Genomic DNA, 16,373 nt, shown 5'->3' with positions numbered 1-16,373 from the left:
TATCGCCCGGGTCGGGCCGGTGTCCGGCCGGCGACGGTGAGGTGACCGGCACCTCCTCTCCCTTGTCACCACTGCGGCCTGTCCGTAGCGTGCGGGACGCGGTTCACCAGCCAGCCGCTGCGCCACCCTCGAGCTCCTCGCCGCACCACGACCCTCCGGGCCCGTGGTTCTCCGTACGGGCCCGCCCCTCCGAGAGGCGTCTCGTGTCCCAGGACCGGACCGGCCCACCCCCCGTCACCGAGCTCATCGCCGTCACCACCTCGCGCAGCGAGTCCGGTGCGCGCGTCCACGTCGCCGGCGAGGTCGACTGCTCGACCGCGCCCCGCCTGACCGAGTCCCTGGACGGCGTGCTCGACGACGCGCCGGCCGAGGTCGTCGTCGACCTGACCGAGGTCACCTTCCTCGACTCCGCCGGCCTGCACGCGCTGGTCACCGCGCACGGGCGCGCCGGCCGGGCCGGCACGCGCCTGCGGGTCCTCGTCGCCACCCGCGCCGTCCTGCGCCCCATCCAGGTCACCGGGCTGGCCGAGGTGCTCGCGGTCGAGCAGGTGGCCCCCGGCGCGGGCGCCGGCGCCGCCTGACCACCGGGCGGCGAGGGGGTCCCTGCGGCGCCGCCCGCCCCCACGGGGGAGACTTCGGGGCGTCCAGGCGGCCGGGTGCGTCGCCTCGTCGAGGAGGTCCCCGTGCGCGACGCCGTCATCTGTGAGCCCCTGCGGACGCCGGTGGGAGGGTTCGGCGGGTTGTTGCGCGACGTCCCCGTGCAGGACCTGGCCAGCACCGTCATCCGGGCGCTGATGGAGCGCACCGGGTTGCCGCCGGAGTCGGTGGACGACGTCCTGCTCGGCCACTGCTACCCGACCATGGAGGCGCCGGCGATCGGCCGCGTCGCCGCCCTGGACGCCGGCCTGCCGGTCACCGCCTCGGGCCTGCAGATCGACCGCCGCTGCGGCTCCGGCCTGCAGGCGGTTCTCTACGCCGCCATGTCGGTCCAGACCGGCGCCGCCGACCTGGTGCTGGCCGGCGGCGCCGAGTCGATGAGCAACGCGCCGTTCTACTCCACGGCCATGCGCTGGGGCGTCAAGGCCGGGCCGGGCGTGCTGCTGCAGGACGGCCTGGCCCGCGGCCGGGTCACCGCCGGCGGCGTCCACCACCCGGTGCCCGGCGGCATGATCGAGACCGCGGAGAACCTGCGCCGCGAGTACGGCATCAGCCGCGAGGAGCAGGACGAGTTCGCCGTCCGCAGCCACCAGCGGGCCGCCGCCGCCACCGAGGCCGGCCGGTTCGCCGAGGAGATCGTGCCGGTGACGGTCAAGGGCCGGAAGGGCGACACGGTCGTCGACCGCGACGAGCACATCCGCCCCGACGCGAACGTGGAGACCCTCGCCAAGCTGCGTCCGATCATGGGCCGCCAGGACGACGAGGCCACGGTCACCGCCGGCAACGCCAGCGGGCAGAACGACGGCGCCGCCGTTTGCGTCGTCACCACCCCGGAGAAGGCCGCCGAGCTCGGGCTGCGCCCGCTGGCCCGCCTCGTCTCGTGGGCGGTGGCCGGCGTGCCGCCGAAGACCATGGGCATCGGCCCGGTGCCCGCCACGGCCAAGGCCCTCGCCCTGGCCGGGGTCACCCTGGCCGACGTCGACCTGATCGAGCTGAACGAGGCCTTCGCCTCCCAGGTGCTCGCCGTGACGCGCGAGTGGGGTCTGGTGGAGAAGGACTTCGAGCGGGTCAACGTCAACGGCTCGGGCATCTCCCTCGGCCACCCGGTCGGTGCCACCGGCGGCCGCATCCTCGCCACGCTCACCCGCGAGATGGCGCGCCGCGAGGCCCGCTACGGCCTGGAGACCATGTGCATCGGCGGCGGTCAGGGGCTGGCCGCGCTGTTCGAGCGCGCCTGATGCCGGGTCGCGCCGCCGCCCACCCCTCGCCGCGGGTCCCTCCACCTGGGCTCGCCGTCGTCCCGTCCCCGTCCTCCGAGGAGTACGCATGAGTGAGTCGTCCCAGCGCGTCGCGATCGTGACCGGCGCCGCCCGAGGCATCGGTGCGGCCACGGCCCAGCGCCTGGCCGCCGACGGCTTCGCCGTCGCCGTGGTCGACCTCGAGGAGTCGGCGGCCGCGGGCACCGTCGCCGCGATCGAGGCCGCCGGCGGCCGCGCGCTCGCCGTCGGCGCCGACGTCAGCGACGCCGAGCAGGTGCAGGCCGCCGTCGACCGCGTCGCCGCCGAGCTCGGCCCGCCCGTGGTGCTGGTCAACAACGCGGGCGTCACCCGCGACAACCTGCTGTTCAAGATGACCGAGTCCGACTGGGACCTGGTCATGGCGGTGCACCTGCGCGGCTCGTTCCTCATGACCCGCGCGGCCCAGAAGCACATGATCGACGCCACGTGGGGCCGGATCGTCAACCTGTCGTCGACCTCGGCGCTGGGCAACCGCGGCCAGGCCAACTACGCCGCGGCGAAGGCCGGCCTGCAGGGCTTCACCAAGACCCTCGCGATCGAGCTGGGCAAGTTCGGCGTCACCGCCAACTGCATCGCCCCCGGCTTCATCCAGACCGAGATGACCAAGGCGACCGCCGAGCGCATCGGCCGGGACTGGGACGAGTACGTGGCCGAGCGTGCCGCGGCGATCCCGGTGGCCCGGGGCGGGCTGCCCGAGGACATCGCCCACACCGTCTCGTTCTTCGTCAGCGAGGGCGCGGGCTTCGTGTCCGGCCAGGTCGTCTACGTGGCCGGCGGCCCCCGCACCTGATCGCCGGGGCGACCGGGCACCCCTGCACCGCGCACGGGTGCCCGGTCGCCCGCCCGCGGGTCAGGACGACGGGTCGCGGTCGGGATAGCGGGCGCGGGCCAGCGCGTACAGCCCGAACGCCGCGAAGCCGGCGGCGACCGCCCCGAGCAGCCACGGGCCGCCCGCCACCCCCGCCATCGTGGTCATCGCGCCGTCCAGCCCGGTCGCGGTGGACACGTCGGCGGAGCTCGCCGCCCGCCAGAGCAGGAGGCCGACCAGCACGAACGCGGCGCCCTTGGCGAGGTACCCGACCCGGCCGACGACCTCGATGACCGGTTCCCACTGGTCGGGCGCGGCGGGCAGGTCGATGTCGCGCATGAACCCGCCGGTGACCCCGCGCGCGACGGTGTAGAGGCCGACCGCGGCGACGACGACGGCGACCGCGCCCACCGCGACCGCGCCCCCGGGGACCTCGAGCGTGTCGCCGGTGAGCTCCTGCAGGCGCTCGTCGGCCTCGTAGCCGGCACCCGCGGCGAACAGCAGGCCGGTGACCCCGAGGACGGCGTAGACCGCCGACTTGACCAAGCACTTCGCGCACACCAGGGCGGTGCGCACCCGGCGGGCCGGGTCGAGCAGGCCGCGCCACCACAGCAGCACCTCCCCGGCCTGCCACAGCGCCAGCGACAGCAGGCCCAGCCCGACCGCCCACAGCAGGACCCGCCCGCCCGGCCCGTCCGCGACCGTCCGCAGGGCGCCGGTCTGGTCGGCGTCGGCGGCCCCGACCCCGCGCGCCACCTGCACGGTGAGCCAGGCGATGAGCAGGTGCAGCACGCCGTAGGCGACCAGCCCGCCGCGGGCGGAGGCCCGCAGCACCGGGTGGTCGGTGACCGCCCGGGCCCGGGCGACCGCGCCGCCGACGCGGTCGAGCAGGGCACGGGGGGACGGCACCCGCGTCCAGTACCGCGCCGCCGTCCCCGCGAACCGGAACGGCCGGAGCGCTCCTAGGTGCGCTCGGGGTAGCGCGCGCGGATCAGGCAGAAGACGCCGAACGCGGCGATGCCGAGCGCGACCAGGGTCAGCAGCACCTGGCCGAAGGGGGCGTCGAGGACGGTGCGCAGCGCGCCGTCGAGCCCGCTGGCCTTCTCCGGGTCGAACGTGACCGCGGCGTACACCAGCAGGCCCCCGACGAGGCCGAGGGCGACTCCCTTGCCCGGGAAGCCGACCAGGCCGACCCGCTCGACCAGCCGCCGGGCGCCCGGTGAGGCGGAGGCGAGGTCGATCTGCTTGAGGAAGCGCCGCGAGACGCCCTTGTAGACGTGGTAGACCCCGACGCCGACGAGCACCAGCCCGGCCAGGCTCACCCACCACCGGCCGCCGGGCCAGCCGAGGACGCCGGCCGTGGTCTGCTGCTGTTGCTGGCCGCTGGAGCTGCCCGACCCGGTGGCGAAGCGGATCGCCAGGACGGCGAGCGCCACGTAGACGACCGCCTTGGCCACCGACTTCGCTGTCCTGCCGAGGGCCTTCTTGCGGGCCTCCCCGGAGCCGGTGAGCCCGTGCCGCCAGCGCAGCACCTCGGCGAGCTGCCACGCGGCCAGGGCGATCATCCCGATCGCGACGAGCCACAGCAGCGGGGTGCCGACGGGGGAGTCGGCGAGGGTGGCCATGGCCCCCGACTGGTCGGCCGAGCCGCCGCCCCCTCCCCACGCCAGCTGCAGGGCCAGCCAGGCGATCAGCAGGTGGACGACGCCGTAGGCCACCAGACCGACGCGCGCCGCGTTCTCCAGCCCGTCGCTCCCACCCGCCCGGTCGGCGGCGCTCATCGGCGACCCGACGCTCATCCCGGCACCCCTGTCCTCCGCCCCGTGCGGCACGAAGATGGCACAACGGAGATCACGGCGCCCGGCGAGCCGTCGTGGACCGGGCGTGGGGGACACTGGGTCCGTGGCGAGCGGTGTGGCGACGGCGACGGTGCAGGCGGACCCGGAGGTGGCCCGGCGGGCCTGGCCCCGCTGGCTGGCGCTGGGCGTGGCCCTGGTCGCCGTCGCGGTCGTCTCCGCCTTCTGGGACGCCGGCGGCGCCCGGCTGCTGCTCGGGGCGCTCGGCCTGTTCGCCGCGGTCCGCGGCGGGGTGCTCCTCGCCGGCGCCGGCCGCGCGGGCCTGGACCGCCGGGTGCGCGGGGTGGGTGCCGCCACCGCCGTGGCCGGCGTGGCGGCGCTGGCCGTCGCCGCGGTGCCCGGGACGCTCGCCGGCTGGGTGCTGCTGGTCGGCGCGCCGGTGGGCCTGCTGGCCGTCAGCCTCGCCCTGCTCGCGCGGGGCGGGGTCGCCCGTCGCGGGGGCCTCGTCGCCCTCGTCTGGTCGGTGCTGGTGACCGTCCTGCTCGGGGTCACCGGGCTGGCGGCCGACTGGGACCGCGCCCGGGACGGTGCCACTCTCGTCGCGGCGCTGGCCGTCGGGGTGTTCGGCGTGGTGCTCGTGACCGGCTCCACCGGGCTGCGGGCCGCCGCCGCCCGTCCGCTGCCGCCGCAGAAGCCCGCCGGGTGCGGCGGCTGCGCGTGCTCCGGCGGCGGGTGCGGCTCGGGCCTCTAGGACCCCGGCCCGGGGCCTCGGGGCCCCGGCCTCCCGTCGCGCGCCCGGGCCTCTAGGGGTCCGACCTCCCGTCGCGCGCCCGGGCCACGTGGTCCCGGGCGACCCGGACCAGTTCCCGCCCCGCCGGGGACGGCGGCCCACCGGCCCGCCACGCCAGCTCGATCCGCGAGCGCACGGGCGGCTCGATCGCCAGCACCCGCACGTCGACGGTCGCGGCCGCCGCGACCGAGGCCGGCACCACGCCGGTGCCGAGACCGCGCGCGGCCAGCCGCAGCACCATCTCCAGGCCGGTGGCCTCCAGCGCCACCGTGGGCGTCGTCCCGACCCGGGCGCAGGCCGCCTCCAGCGCCGTCCGCCCGCCGGTGCCGCGGGGCAGCGCGACCAGCCGCCGCGCGGCCAGCTCCGCCACCGGCAGCGGGTCTCGGGAGCGCGGGTCACCGGGGGCGACCACGGCGACCTGGTCCTCCTCGTAGAGGACCGCGGTCGTCACACCGGGGGGTGGGGCGTCGGCGCGGCCCACCCAGGCCAGGTCGAGGGTCCCGTCGGCGAGCCCGCCGAGCAGGTCGGCGCTGGTCCCCTCGACGAGCACGACCTCGACGGCGGGGGCGGTCCGGGCGAAGTCGGCGAGCAGGTCGGCCAGCACCTCGGACACGCAGCCGACGACCATGCCCACCGTGACGCGGCCGGTCAGCAGGCCGGTCAGCTCGCCGGCCGCCGTCCGCACCGCCTCGGCGGCGGCCAGCGTCTCCCGGGCCCGCGCCAGGACCGCCGTCCCGGCGGCGGTGGGCCGGGCGCCGTGCCGGCCGCGCTCGAACAACTGCAGGCCGAGCTCGCGTTCCAGTCGCCGGATCGCGGCGCTGACGGCCGGCTGGGCCACCCGTTCCCGGGCGGCGGCCGCGGTGAAGCTGCGCTCGTCGGCGACGGCCACGGCATAGCGGAGCTGTTGGAGTTCCACCATGAGAGGTTATGGGAGCGGGCACCGATGTGTCTTGGACTTCTGGACCTTCGCGTCGCACGGTGGAGGGGAGAGCCGATCCCGACGCACAGGAGGACGACGTGACCGCGACCAATGCCCCGACGACTCCCACCGACCTGGCCGACGCCTACTTCCGCTCGTGGGCTGCGCGCGACGAGGCGGGCCTGCGGTCGGTGCTCGCTCCCGACGCCGACTTCGCCGGCCCGCTGGGGACGGCCCAGGGTGCCGACGAGTGCGTCGCCGGCCTGCTCGGGATGGCGCAGGTGCTCGACGACGTCGTCGTGGTCCGGCGCTGGGCTGACGGCGACGACGTGCTCACCTGGTTCGAGCTGCGGACGACGGTCGCCCCGCCCACCCGGTGGCCAACTGGATGCACGTCTCGGGTGGGCGGATCGCGCGCATCCGCGTGACCTTCGACCCGAGAGAGATCCTCGGTGCCGGCTGACCCCCGCGACCGGAGGGCCAGAGTGCTGTGCCCGCCGAGCGCGGGTCAGCGGCCAGCGGGGCTGCTGTCCCGGTGACCCGCAGGAGCGGCCGGGTGTGGACCCCCGGCCCACCCCAGGGCACACGTCGCGCGGGTGACGGTCGCCGGCCGGGGGACCGGACACGCCGTGGACCGGCAGAGGGGGAGGAGCGTCGCCGACGGCTGCCCGTGTCCACGTCGGGAGGTGGCCTCCGGGCGCGCTGGTCTCCCCGCGTCCAGGTCGGTCGCGGGGTGCCGGTCGTGGGGTGGGCGGGGTGCTGCGCTCAGGCGCGGAGCGGCGCGGCGATGACGATCTCGGTGCCGTCGGGGCGGTAGGTGCGCCAGCGCCGGCCTGGTGGTGCGCCGTCGTCGCGTTCGATGCGGTAGCCGTGGTGGACGTTGGTGTGGTGGCGTTCGCAGAGCAGCGCGGAGTTCTCCAGGGACGTCTGCCCGCCGAACATCCACTCGACGACGTGGTGGACGTCGCAGTACCACCGCGGGGCCGCGCAACCGGCGAACACGCAGTGCTCGTCGCGGTGTTCGACGGCCTTGCGGAGGTGGGCGGGGACGATGCGCTGGCTGCGGCCCACGTCGAGGGGGAGTCCGTCGGGGTCGAGGACGATGCGGGTGACGGTGGCGTCGCAGGCGATCCAGCGGGCGCGGGCGGCCGACAGAGTGGCGCGCAGGCCGGTGTCGGCGGCGGCCGGTCCGGTGGCCGGGTCCAGCAGGTCTTCGAGGCCGACGGTGACGATGACGTGCGGCTTGACGGTGCGCAGTACCGGCAGATCACCCGATGCCAGCGCCAGGTCGGCCAGCTGCACGAGGGCGTCGCCGGTGCGCTGGGCGCGGGTGCGGCTGTCGGCGGCGTAGCGGCCGGCGGCGGCGATCGACTCGAGTGCGGTGGCGACCTTCTCCCCGCCGATCGCGTCGAGGGTGCCGCCGACCGTCCAGCTGCCGTCGGGGTGCTGGACGAGGGTGAGGGCGCGGTCCTCGGTGGGGTCGGGCTCGGGCCCGTCGGGGTCCAGCTGGGCCAGATACATCCCGACTGCCTGCTGCAGGTCCCGGTGCGTCCCCCGGCACGCCAGTTCGACCAGCGCGGTCTCGACCGCGGGCACGTCGATGCCCTGGGCCTCGGCGAGCTGCAGGTGCGCCGGTTTCACGATCTGGGCGATCAGCTCCACCTGGTCGGCGCCGATCACCCCGTCGGCGAAGGCTCGCTCGGTGGCCGGGAGCTGCTCCAGCGCCCGCCCCTGCGCGACCAGGCGCCCGGCGGCCGAGCCCGACAGCCGCACGATCCCGCGCAGCCACGCCCTCGCCGTCGCCGCGCCGTCGTGCTCGGTCGCCGAGCGGACGTCGGCCCGGCGCACCGCCCGGGTCACCTGCGCCTCCAGCCGGTGGGATGCCGCCACCAGTTCACGGACGTGGTCGAGCAGCAGCCCGTCGGGCAGGTCGTCGAGGTCGAGGTCGGCGAGGGCGTCCAGCGCCGACCGCAGCTCACCCATCCCGCCTCCCGAACGCCTCGAACACGTGTTCGATCATACCGGCTCAAGGCATCGTCGGCGACATGAATCCCCAGCCCAGAGCGCTGTCCACAGATCGCGGACGGGCTTGAAGGGACGCCGTGAGGCCGTATCCGTGTCAGCGCACGACGCCGTGGGCAGGGGGCACCTCATGCGCCTCGAGAACTCGCCTCTGCTGTTCGCCAAGGGCTACGGGTGGCTGCCCGACGCGCGCCGCGCCCGACGTCGGCGCACCGTGGCCGTCCGCCTCGGTGGGTTGCCGGCGACCGGCATCGTGGGCCCCGACGCGGGGCGTTTCCTCTACGACGAGGCGCACGTCCTGCGTTCGCACGCCCTCCCCGAGCCGGTCCAGGGCACGCTGTTCGGCAAGGGCGCCGTCCACACCCTCGACGGCGACCAGCACCGGGTCCGCAAGGCGATGTTCGTGGCGCTGCTCATGGGCGACCGGGTCGCCTCGCTGGTCGAGGGCACGACGCGGGCCTGGGACGACGCCGCCGCCGGCTGGACCGGCCGCGAGATCGTGCTCCTCGACGAGGCCGCGGAGGTCCTGGCTGGGGCGGTCAGCCGCTGGGCGGGCATCCCCGTCGCCGACGAGCAGGTGCCCGCCCTCGCGCGCGACCTGCTGGCGATGGTCGACGGCTTCGCCACCGGCGGCCCGCGGCACTGGCGTGCCCGACGGGCCCGCGGAAGGCGCGAGGCGGAGCTGGCGGTGCTGGTCGAGGACGTGCGCGCCGGACGCCGCGAGGTGCCGGCGGGCTCGGCCGTCGACGTCGTCGTCCACCACCGCGACGCCGACGGCGAGCTCCTGGACCCCCGCGTCGCGGCCGTGGAGCTGCTCAACGTCATCCGCCCCACGACGGCGGTGACCTGGTTCGTCGCGTTCTCCGGGCACGCGCTGACCCGCTGGCCGCAGCACCGCGAGCGGCTGGCCTCCGGGGACCCGGCGTTCGCCGAGGCGTGGGCGCACGAGGTCCGCCGCTTCTACCCGTTCGCGCCCTTCATCGGCGGCCGCGCACCCCGGGACGTGGAGTGGGACGGCGAGCGGATCCCGCGCGGCTCGATGGTCCTGCTGGACCTGTGGGGCACCAACCACGACCCCGACCTGTGGCCCGAGCCCTACGCGTTCCGGCCCGAGCGCTTCCTCGACCGCTCGATCGGCGCGTTCGAGCTGGTCCCGCAGGGCGGCGGCGACCCGCGGACGGGCCACCGCTGCCCCGGTGAGCGGATCACCGTCGGCCTGCTGTCGGCGCTCGCCGTCCGGCTGGCGCGGCTGGACGCCGAGGCGCCGGAACAGGACCTGAGCATCTCGCTGCGCCGCATCCCCGCCCGCCCGGCCAGCGGCGTCGTGCTGCGCGTCCGCGGCTGAGCCGTGTCACCTGGGTGGCCGGTCCCTCACGGTCCGCGAGGACCCCACCGACGCGCGCCCCGCGGAGTTGGACGGGCCGCCGGGGGCGGGGGACCGTGGCCCCCGACGACGCGGACCCGGCGCGGACCGGCCCGCACGACGGAGGAGGTGGCTGGGTGAGCCGGTGGATCGCGGCGATCGGTGCGGCGGTGTCCCTGCTCGTGCTCCTCGTCGGCCTGGTCACCGCCGAGAGCGTGCAGGCCACGACGGCGGGGGTGTCGCTCGTCCTCTGGGGCGTGGTCGGCCTGGTGCTGGCCGGCGCCGGCGTGGCCGTCGTGGAGCTGACCGCAGCCCGGCGGGCACCGGCACCGCGGATGCCGGCGGGTCGGGGGCCGGCGGCCCGCCGTCCCCGCCCGCCGCGCGCGGGCTGACCGGCGGCGCTCAGCCCGCGGGCGCGGGCCCCAGACCGGCGTCGCGGGCCAGGGCGACGGCCTCGGCGCGGCTGGCTGCGTGCAGCTTGGCCAGGACGTCGGACACCCGGTTGCGGACCGTCTTCTCCGACAGGAACAGCCGCGCGGCGATCGCGGCGTTCGGCAGCCCGTGCGCGACCAGGTCGAGGACCTCGCGCTCGCGGTCGGTGAGCTCGGGGAACGGGACCGCGGTCGAGCGGGCCCGCGACGAGGCGAAGAACGCCAGCACGCGGTCGGCGATCCGCGGCCCGAAGACCGCCTCCGACCGGGCGGCCGCCCGCACCGCACGGGCGATGTCGGCGGCCTCGGACTCCTTGAGCAGGTACCCGCGGGCGCCGGCGCGCAGGGCGGCGAACACCGAGTCGTCGTCGTCGCTCATGGTCAGCACGACCACGGCCACCTCCGGCTGCGCGGCGGCGATCCGCGCCGTCGCCGGGACGCCGCCGGCTCCGGGCATGCGCAGGTCCATCAGCACCACGTCGGGCCGCAGCTGCGCGGCGGCGGCCACGGCGGCCTCGCCGTCGGCGGCGGTGCCGACGACGTCGACGTCCGGCTCGTCGCCGAGCGCGTCGGCCACGCCGTCCCGGTAGACCGGGTGGTCGTCCACGACCAGCACGCGGATGGGCGCGGTCACGGCTGCGCCGCCCCGGTCGTGGCCAGCGGGAGTCGGGTGCGCACGGTGGTCCCTTCGCCGGGTGCGGACTGGATCTCGAGGCTGCCGCCGACCTCGGCGGCGCGCTCGCGCATGCTCGTGGACCCGACGCCGGCGACCGCGCCGGGGTCGATGCCGCGGCCGTCGTCGGCGATCTCGACGGCGAGGACGTCGCCGGTCACGGCCAGGCGGACCCGGCAGCGGGTCGCCCCGGCGTGCCGGACGGCGTTGGCGACCGCCTCGGTGGCGATCCGGTAGGCGGCGACCTCGACGGCGGCCCGCAGCGGCGGCAGCTCGTCGGCGACCACGCTCACCCCGGCCTCGCCGTCGTCGGGCCCGGGCAGGGCGCCGTCCGCGGTCGCGAGGGTCAGCCGGTAGGCGGCCACGTGCTCCCGCAGCGCCCCGACCAGGCCCAGCTCGTCGAGGGCCGGCGGGCGCAGGTCGTCGACCGCGCGCCGGACCGCGGCCACGGTGCGGCGCATCTGGTCGCGCAGCCGCCCGGCGATCGCCGCGGCCTCCTCGTTGCCGCCAAGCCGGCCGGCCAGCCGCTCCAGCTGCAGCGCCATGCCGGCCAGCTCGGGACCGACGCCGTCGTGCAGGTCGTGGCGCAGGCGGCGGCGCTCCTCCTCGCGGCCGGCGACGATCCGCTCGCGGCTGGCCTGCAGGTCGACGACCAGCTCGGCGGCCCACACCAGGGTGGCGGCGCGGCGGGCGACGTCGGCGAAGGCGCTGCGCTCGGTGCGCCGCCACCGCTCGCCCGGGTAGCGGTGGGTCACCCGCAGCTCGCCGACGGCCGAGCCCAGCGAGGTCAGCGGCAGCACGGTCACGTCGCCGTCGTCTCGGCCGGGGCCGGTCGCGGTGGCGGTGGGCAGGCGCGGGTCGGCGGGCGCGATCTGCACCCGCGGCAGCCGCAGGCCGCGGCGCACCTCCTCGGCGAGCGCGTCGAGGGCCTCGGCCGGCGCCGCCGCCAGGTCCAGGCTGTCGCCGACACGGGTGGCCAGCGCGAGCGGGTCGCGCCGCTCGCCGTACAGCAGCCGCTCGACCGCGCGCTGCGCCCGCTCCCAGCCGGCCGCGGCGGCCAGCGCCGCCCCGGCCGCCGCGGCGACGGCGATCCGCCGCTCCCCGGCGCTGATCTCACCGACCGCCGCGACGAACAGGGCGTAGGCGACCAGCAGCAGCACCGACAGCACGGTGAACACCACCGCGCGGCTCACCACGGGGCCCACGTCGAACAGGCCGTGGCGCAGCACGGCGATCCCGACGCTGACCGGCACCGCGGCGAACCCGAGCGCGAAGACGACGTCGGTCACGGGCGTGGCCTCGACGACGAAGGAGCCCAGCGTGCACAGCACCAGCGCGGCGACGCCGAGGGTCAGCCACTGCAGCTGGGTCCGCTCGACGCCGCGGGAGCGGCGCATCCGCAGCACCAGCGCGACCACGCCGGCGGGGGCGCCGAGCAGGAAGGTGACCTGCGAGCCGACGCGCAGCACGTACTCGGGCACCAGCGAGGAGGTCACCGACAGCGGGTTGGCGACCGCCTCGGTGAAGTCGGAGCTGCCGCGCACCATCGTGGCGAGCACGGTGAGCACCACGGCGCCGACGAGCACCCGCGCGAACGGCTGCCAGCGCGGCGAGGGCAGGCGGCCGGTCGGGAAGAACAGCGGCACCAGCGCCAGGACGACGAAGTAGGGCGTGAAGCCCCAGGCGGTGAGCCAGACGGCGAACCCGGCGAACGGCCCGGACCAGCCGTGCTCGGCCGCGGGGCCCTGCACGTACTGGCCGGCCAGCAGGTACGGCCCGAAGACGGCGGTGGTCAGCAGCAGCCAGCCCACGCGGTTGCCCGGCTCCCGCCGCAGCACCAGCGCGGCGACGGGCGGGTACAGCAGGCCCATCACGGCGTCGGCGCCGTAGACGGGGGTGCCGCCCGCCCAGGCGCCCAGCCCCACGGCCACCAGCGTGCACAGGACGCCGGTCAGGGCGAGCACCCCGGGCAGCCAGGCGCGGGGACCGGCGGGGGCGCGGTCGGCGGTGGGGTCCGGCACGGGCGACATCCTGCCGGGGACGGCGTCCCCGGCGGCAGGGACGCGCGCCCCGTCGCCCGGGGACTCCCCCGTCCGGGGGAGGCCCCGGTGCAGGACCGGACCCGCACCGCGCAGGAGTGCTCCCGGCACCCGCGCTCCCGGCGGGACGGGACAGCGGGCCCTGGGGTCGGGGACGCGGGGCGGGGGAGCGTCGGCGCACCGATCCAGATCTCCCGGAGGACCCCATGACCGCCTCGACCGACCCGGCCGCCGGTCCGGCCGTCCCCGCCGGGGCGGCTCCCGGCGCCGTCCCGCCCGGCACCCGCCTCGCCCGCGTCGGCGGCGGGCTGTCGCTGCTCGCCTCCGGCACCCTGGTGTGCGCCAGCCTCCTGCTCATCCCCTACGAGAGCGCCACCGACGCCGAGTACGTGCAGACCGCCGTCGAGCACACCGGCCCCGTCCTCTGGGCGGCCGTGGTCCTGCACTACGGCTACCTGCTGCTGCTCCCCGCGGCGCTCACCCTGGTCCGGCTGGCCCGCCGCCGGCTCCCGCGGACGGCGATGGTGGCGATGGTGGCCGCCGGGCTGGGGGTCGGCCTGGCGGGGGTGGTCTCGGTCGACTTCTCCGCGGTGGCCGCCGCCACCGAGCTGCCCGCCGACGTCGCGGTGCGCCTGTACGAGACCACCGACGGGTACGGGCAGTCGGCGCTGATCACGGTCCCGGCGATCCTGGGCCTGGTGGTCGGCGTGAACCTCGCCGTGGTCGCCGCGTGGCGGGCCGGCGCCATCCCGTTCCCGCCGGTCGCGCTGGGCGTCGTCGGCTGGACGGTCTTCGTCTTCTTCGCCGCGGACGCGTGGCTGCCCTCGCTCAGCACCGCCCTGGTCGCGCTGTCGCTGGGCTGGTGCGGGGTGATCGTGCTCCGGATGCGCGACGAGGCGTGGGCCAGGTGCTGACGGCACCGGCGACGGGCCGGCGCAGCGTCCTCCCGCACACCGGGCGGTGGGGGAGGACGCTGCGGCCCGCCCGGGTCAGGCCAGGCGGGCGAGCTCCGCGGGCAGGGGCCCGGGGGTGAGGACGCCGAGCCGCTGGGTGGCGCGGGTCAGCGCGACGTAGAGGTCGTTGCGCCCGCGCACCCCCTCGTCGAGCACGCCCTGCGGGTCGAGCAGCAGCACCGAGTCGAACTCCAGGCCCTTCGCCTCGGTGGGCGTGATGACCACCGGACCCCGGGCGGAGTCGGCCGCCGGGCCCGAGGTGACGTCGTCGAGGACCGTGGACAGCGCGGCCGCCACCGCCGCGACCCGGCTGGGCGGCGCGAGCACGGCGAGCGTCCCCCCGAGCCCCGCCCACTCCGCGGCGCACGCGGCCGCCCGCACGGCGAGCTCGGCCTCCTCGACCCGCGCGGCCCACGGCGGCTCACCGCTGTCGCGGACCGACCGCGGCGGGGTCAGCCCGGTCCCGCCGGCGGCCAGCACGTCGGCGGCCACGGCCATGATCTCGGCCGGGGTGCGGTAGTTGACGGTCAGCTCCTCGAGCCGCCACAGCCCGGCGGCGTGCGGGTCGAGCACCTCGGCCCAGCGGTCGGCGCCGGCCAGGGTGCCGGTCTGGGCGACGTCGCCGACGACGGTCATCGACCGTGTGGGGCAGCGGCGCACCAGCAGCCGCCAGGCCATGGGGGACAGCTCCTGCGCCTCGTCGACGACGACGTGCCCGAACGTCCAGGTGCGGTCGGCGGCGGCCCGCTCGGCGGTGGTGCGCAGGTCCAGCTCGCGCTGCCGGTCGGCGAGCTGCTCGGCGGTGAGCAGGTCCCCGGCGCCGAGCACCTCGGACTCCTCGTCGGACTCCTCCACGTCGGTGGAGCGGGAGCCGTGCAGCAGGTCCAGGGTGGCCTGCGCCTCGGCGAGCCGCCGGCGGCGGTCGCGGCCGGCGCGGCCGCGCTCGGCGGAGTCGTCGGTGCCCAGCAGCTCGTCGGCCTCCTCCAGCAGCGGGACGTCGGCCGGCGTCCACTCCCCGGGGGCCCGACCGTCGGGGTCGCGGTGCAGCAGGGCCCGGTCCGCGTCGCTCCAGCCGGGGGTGGCGGCGGCGATCGCGGCGCGGTCGGCGTAGAACTCGTGCAGGAACCGCTCGGGGGTCAGCCGCGGCCACAGCCGCTGCACCAGCGCCTGCACGCGGGGGTCGCCGGCCACGTCGTCGCGCAGGGCGGCGACGTCGTCGCGACCGAGCAGGTCCCGGCCGCCCTCGATGCCCTCGCCGAGCCTGTCGGTGTAGCGCCGGGTCAGCAGGTCGACGAGGCGGCGGGCGAACTCGGGCCGGGCGAGGTTGTGCAGCTTCGCGCGGCTCAGCGCGCCCCGCCGGGCGCGGGCGACGTCGACCGGGCGCAGCCGCAGCGGGGTCCCGTCGAGGACCAGCTCCACCGGCGCGTCCGGGACCACCGAGCGCGCGGCGACCGCCCGCTCGAGCACCTCGACCATGTCCAGCCGGCCCTTCACGGCCGCGGCCTCCGGCGACTCCTCGGCGCGGGCGTCGACGCCGGGCCGCAGCTGCCCCAGCCCCGACAGCAGCACCCCGGTCTCGCCGAGGGAGGGCAGCACGTCGGCGATGTAGCGCAGGAAGGTCGGCGTCGGCCCGACGACGAGCAGGCCGCGGCGGGCCAGTCGCTCGCGGTGGGTGTAGAGCAGGTAGGCGGCGCGGTGCAGCGCGACCGCGGTCTTGCCGGTGCCCGGGCCGCCCTGCACGACGAGCACGCCGGCGGCGTCGGCGCGGATGACCCGGTCCTGCTCGGCCTGGATCGTGCGGACGATGTCGGTCATCCGCCCGGTCCGGGAGGCGCCGACGGCGGCCAGCAGGGCCGCCTCGCCGGTCAGCTGCAGTCCCTCGGTGCCCGCGGCGGTCGCGACGTCGAGCACCTCGTCGTCCAGCCGGACGACGGCGCGGCCCCGGGTGCGGATGTGCCGGCGGCGGACGACGCCCAGCGGGTGCACCGGGGTGGCGGTGTAGAACGGCCGGGCCGCGGGTGCGCGCCAGTCGACCAGCGCCGGGTCGGTCGCGGTGTCGTCGGCGGCCAGCCCGATCCGGCCGATGTACAGCGGCCCCTCCTCGCTGCGGTCGATCCGCCCGACCACCAGGCCGGCCTCGGCGGCGTCCAGCGCGGTGACGCGCTCGGACTGGAAGCGGACCGTGGCGTCGCGCTCCTGCAGGTCCTGCGGGGAGACCGCCGGGGAGGTGATCGCCTGGCGCAGCCGGCGGGCGGCGAGGTCGCGGGCGGCGTCGAGCCGGGCGTACAGGTCGCTGACGTACTCCTGCTCGGCGGCCAGCTCGGTGCTCGGCGCCGAGGTCGGCTCGGTGGAGGGGACGGCATCGGACCGGGTGGGCGGCAACGCGCTTCTCTCTGTCGGGTCGCTGCGGACGGACCCGCCATTGTGCTCGCCGGCCGGCGGTCCGCCACGCACGCGCCCCCGGAGGCCCGCGCGCCGTCACGGTCCGCGTGAGAGCGGGCTCACCCGACGCGTCCGGCGCCGCCACCTGCAGGTCACCTCGGTGTCACCGGGCGCTCCTAGCGTCGCCGCCGGTGGTCGCGAGATCCGCGCCGCCGTGGAGGAGGGAGCCGCCATGAGCCCGA

Annotated in this window: 15 protein-coding genes; 8 read left to right on the top strand and 7 right to left on the bottom strand. The window is 77.2% G+C overall.

Features of this window, described 5'->3' with window-relative positions:
• The first annotated feature begins 203 nt into the window (after positions 1-203).
• The 3 genes from ACI781_RS08810 to fabG all read left to right on the top strand — a co-directional run bounded on the left by ACI781_RS08810 (position 204) and on the right by fabG (position 2,745).
• A complete protein-coding gene (locus ACI781_RS08810) occupies positions 204-581 on the top strand; it encodes an STAS domain-containing protein (RefSeq protein ID WP_456565710.1) in 378 nt (125 codons plus the stop codon).
• Positions 582-683: 102 nt separating this feature from the next.
• The gene (locus ACI781_RS08805; RefSeq protein WP_456565709.1) at positions 684-1,895 is read left to right on the top strand and encodes an acetyl-CoA C-acetyltransferase; all 1,212 of its coding nucleotides are present in this window, start codon (positions 684-686) and stop codon (positions 1,893-1,895) included.
• Positions 1,896-1,983: 88 nt separating this feature from the next.
• Positions 1,984-2,745 carry a 3-oxoacyl-ACP reductase FabG gene (gene fabG, locus ACI781_RS08800; RefSeq protein ID WP_456565708.1) on the top strand — a complete coding sequence of 254 codons (762 nt, stop codon included), beginning with the start codon at positions 1,984-1,986 and terminating at the stop codon, positions 2,743-2,745.
• A 60-nt stretch (positions 2,746-2,805) separates the two neighbouring features.
• Here the strand turns inward: fabG and ACI781_RS08795 are convergent, their stop codons facing one another.
• Both ACI781_RS08795 and ACI781_RS08790 read right to left on the bottom strand, forming a co-directional pair.
• A complete protein-coding gene (locus tag ACI781_RS08795) occupies positions 2,806-3,672 on the bottom strand; it encodes a DUF1206 domain-containing protein (protein WP_456565707.1) in 867 nt (288 codons plus the stop codon).
• 53 nt (positions 3,673-3,725) lie between these two features.
• On the bottom strand, positions 3,726-4,562 hold the full coding sequence (locus tag ACI781_RS08790; protein ID WP_456565706.1) for a DUF1206 domain-containing protein: 837 nt from the start codon (positions 4,560-4,562) through the stop codon (positions 3,726-3,728).
• A 103-nt stretch (positions 4,563-4,665) separates the two neighbouring features.
• On the opposite strand from ACI781_RS08790, the gene ACI781_RS08785 reads away from it, so the two are divergent.
• Entirely contained in the window at positions 4,666-5,310 is a 645-nt protein-coding gene (locus ACI781_RS08785) for a hypothetical protein (RefSeq protein WP_456565705.1), read from the top strand.
• Positions 5,311-5,362: 52 nt separating this feature from the next.
• Here the strand turns inward: ACI781_RS08785 and ACI781_RS08780 are convergent, their stop codons facing one another.
• Positions 5,363-6,265 carry a LysR family transcriptional regulator gene (locus ACI781_RS08780; protein ID WP_456565704.1) on the bottom strand — a complete coding sequence of 301 codons (903 nt, stop codon included), beginning with the start codon at positions 6,263-6,265 and terminating at the stop codon, positions 5,363-5,365.
• 101 nt (positions 6,266-6,366) lie between these two features.
• Here ACI781_RS08780 and ACI781_RS08775 point away from each other — a divergent pair, with 101 nt between their 5' ends.
• The gene (locus ACI781_RS08775; protein WP_456565703.1) at positions 6,367-6,696 is read left to right on the top strand and encodes a nuclear transport factor 2 family protein; all 330 of its coding nucleotides are present in this window, start codon (positions 6,367-6,369) and stop codon (positions 6,694-6,696) included.
• 337 nt (positions 6,697-7,033) lie between these two features.
• Here ACI781_RS08775 and ACI781_RS08770 read toward each other — a convergent pair whose 3' ends face one another.
• Positions 7,034-8,251: a DUF222 domain-containing protein gene (locus tag ACI781_RS08770; RefSeq protein WP_456565702.1), complete on the bottom strand. Its 1,218-nt coding sequence runs from the start codon at positions 8,249-8,251 to the stop codon at positions 7,034-7,036.
• A 169-nt stretch (positions 8,252-8,420) separates the two neighbouring features.
• On the opposite strand from ACI781_RS08770, the gene ACI781_RS08765 reads away from it, so the two are divergent.
• Both ACI781_RS08765 and ACI781_RS08760 read left to right on the top strand, forming a co-directional pair.
• Positions 8,421-9,635, top strand: coding sequence for a cytochrome P450 (locus tag ACI781_RS08765; RefSeq protein WP_456565701.1), 1,215 nt, complete (start codon positions 8,421-8,423; stop codon positions 9,633-9,635).
• A 155-nt stretch (positions 9,636-9,790) separates the two neighbouring features.
• The gene (locus ACI781_RS08760) at positions 9,791-10,045 is read left to right on the top strand and encodes a hypothetical protein (protein ID WP_456565700.1); all 255 of its coding nucleotides are present in this window, start codon (positions 9,791-9,793) and stop codon (positions 10,043-10,045) included.
• 10 nt (positions 10,046-10,055) lie between these two features.
• Here ACI781_RS08760 and ACI781_RS08755 read toward each other — a convergent pair whose 3' ends face one another.
• Positions 10,056-10,718, bottom strand: a complete 663-nt coding sequence (locus ACI781_RS08755; RefSeq protein ID WP_456565699.1) for a response regulator — start codon at positions 10,716-10,718, stop codon at positions 10,056-10,058.
• Positions 10,715-12,778, bottom strand: a complete 2,064-nt coding sequence (locus ACI781_RS08750) for a sensor histidine kinase (protein WP_456565698.1) — start codon at positions 12,776-12,778, stop codon at positions 10,715-10,717. Before ACI781_RS08750 ends, ACI781_RS08755 begins: the two co-directional genes overlap by 4 nt.
• Before the next feature lie 224 nt (positions 12,779-13,002).
• Between ACI781_RS08750 and ACI781_RS08745 the strand changes: the two genes are divergently transcribed.
• Positions 13,003-13,710 (top strand): hypothetical protein, encoded by a 708-nt coding sequence (locus ACI781_RS08745; RefSeq protein ID WP_456565697.1) that lies wholly within the window; start codon positions 13,003-13,005, stop codon positions 13,708-13,710.
• Between the two features lie 75 nt (positions 13,711-13,785).
• Here the strand turns inward: ACI781_RS08745 and ACI781_RS08740 are convergent, their stop codons facing one another.
• On the bottom strand, positions 13,786-16,131 hold the full coding sequence (locus ACI781_RS08740; protein ID WP_456565696.1) for a HelD family protein: 2,346 nt from the start codon (positions 16,129-16,131) through the stop codon (positions 13,786-13,788).
• Between the last annotated feature and the right edge of the window lie 242 nt (positions 16,132-16,373).

It is taken from the genome of Blastococcus sp. SYSU D00695 (genome assembly GCF_054050555.1).
Note: the sequence above shows the minus strand (reverse complement) of the source record. Positions and strands in the feature narration are given on the sequence as shown.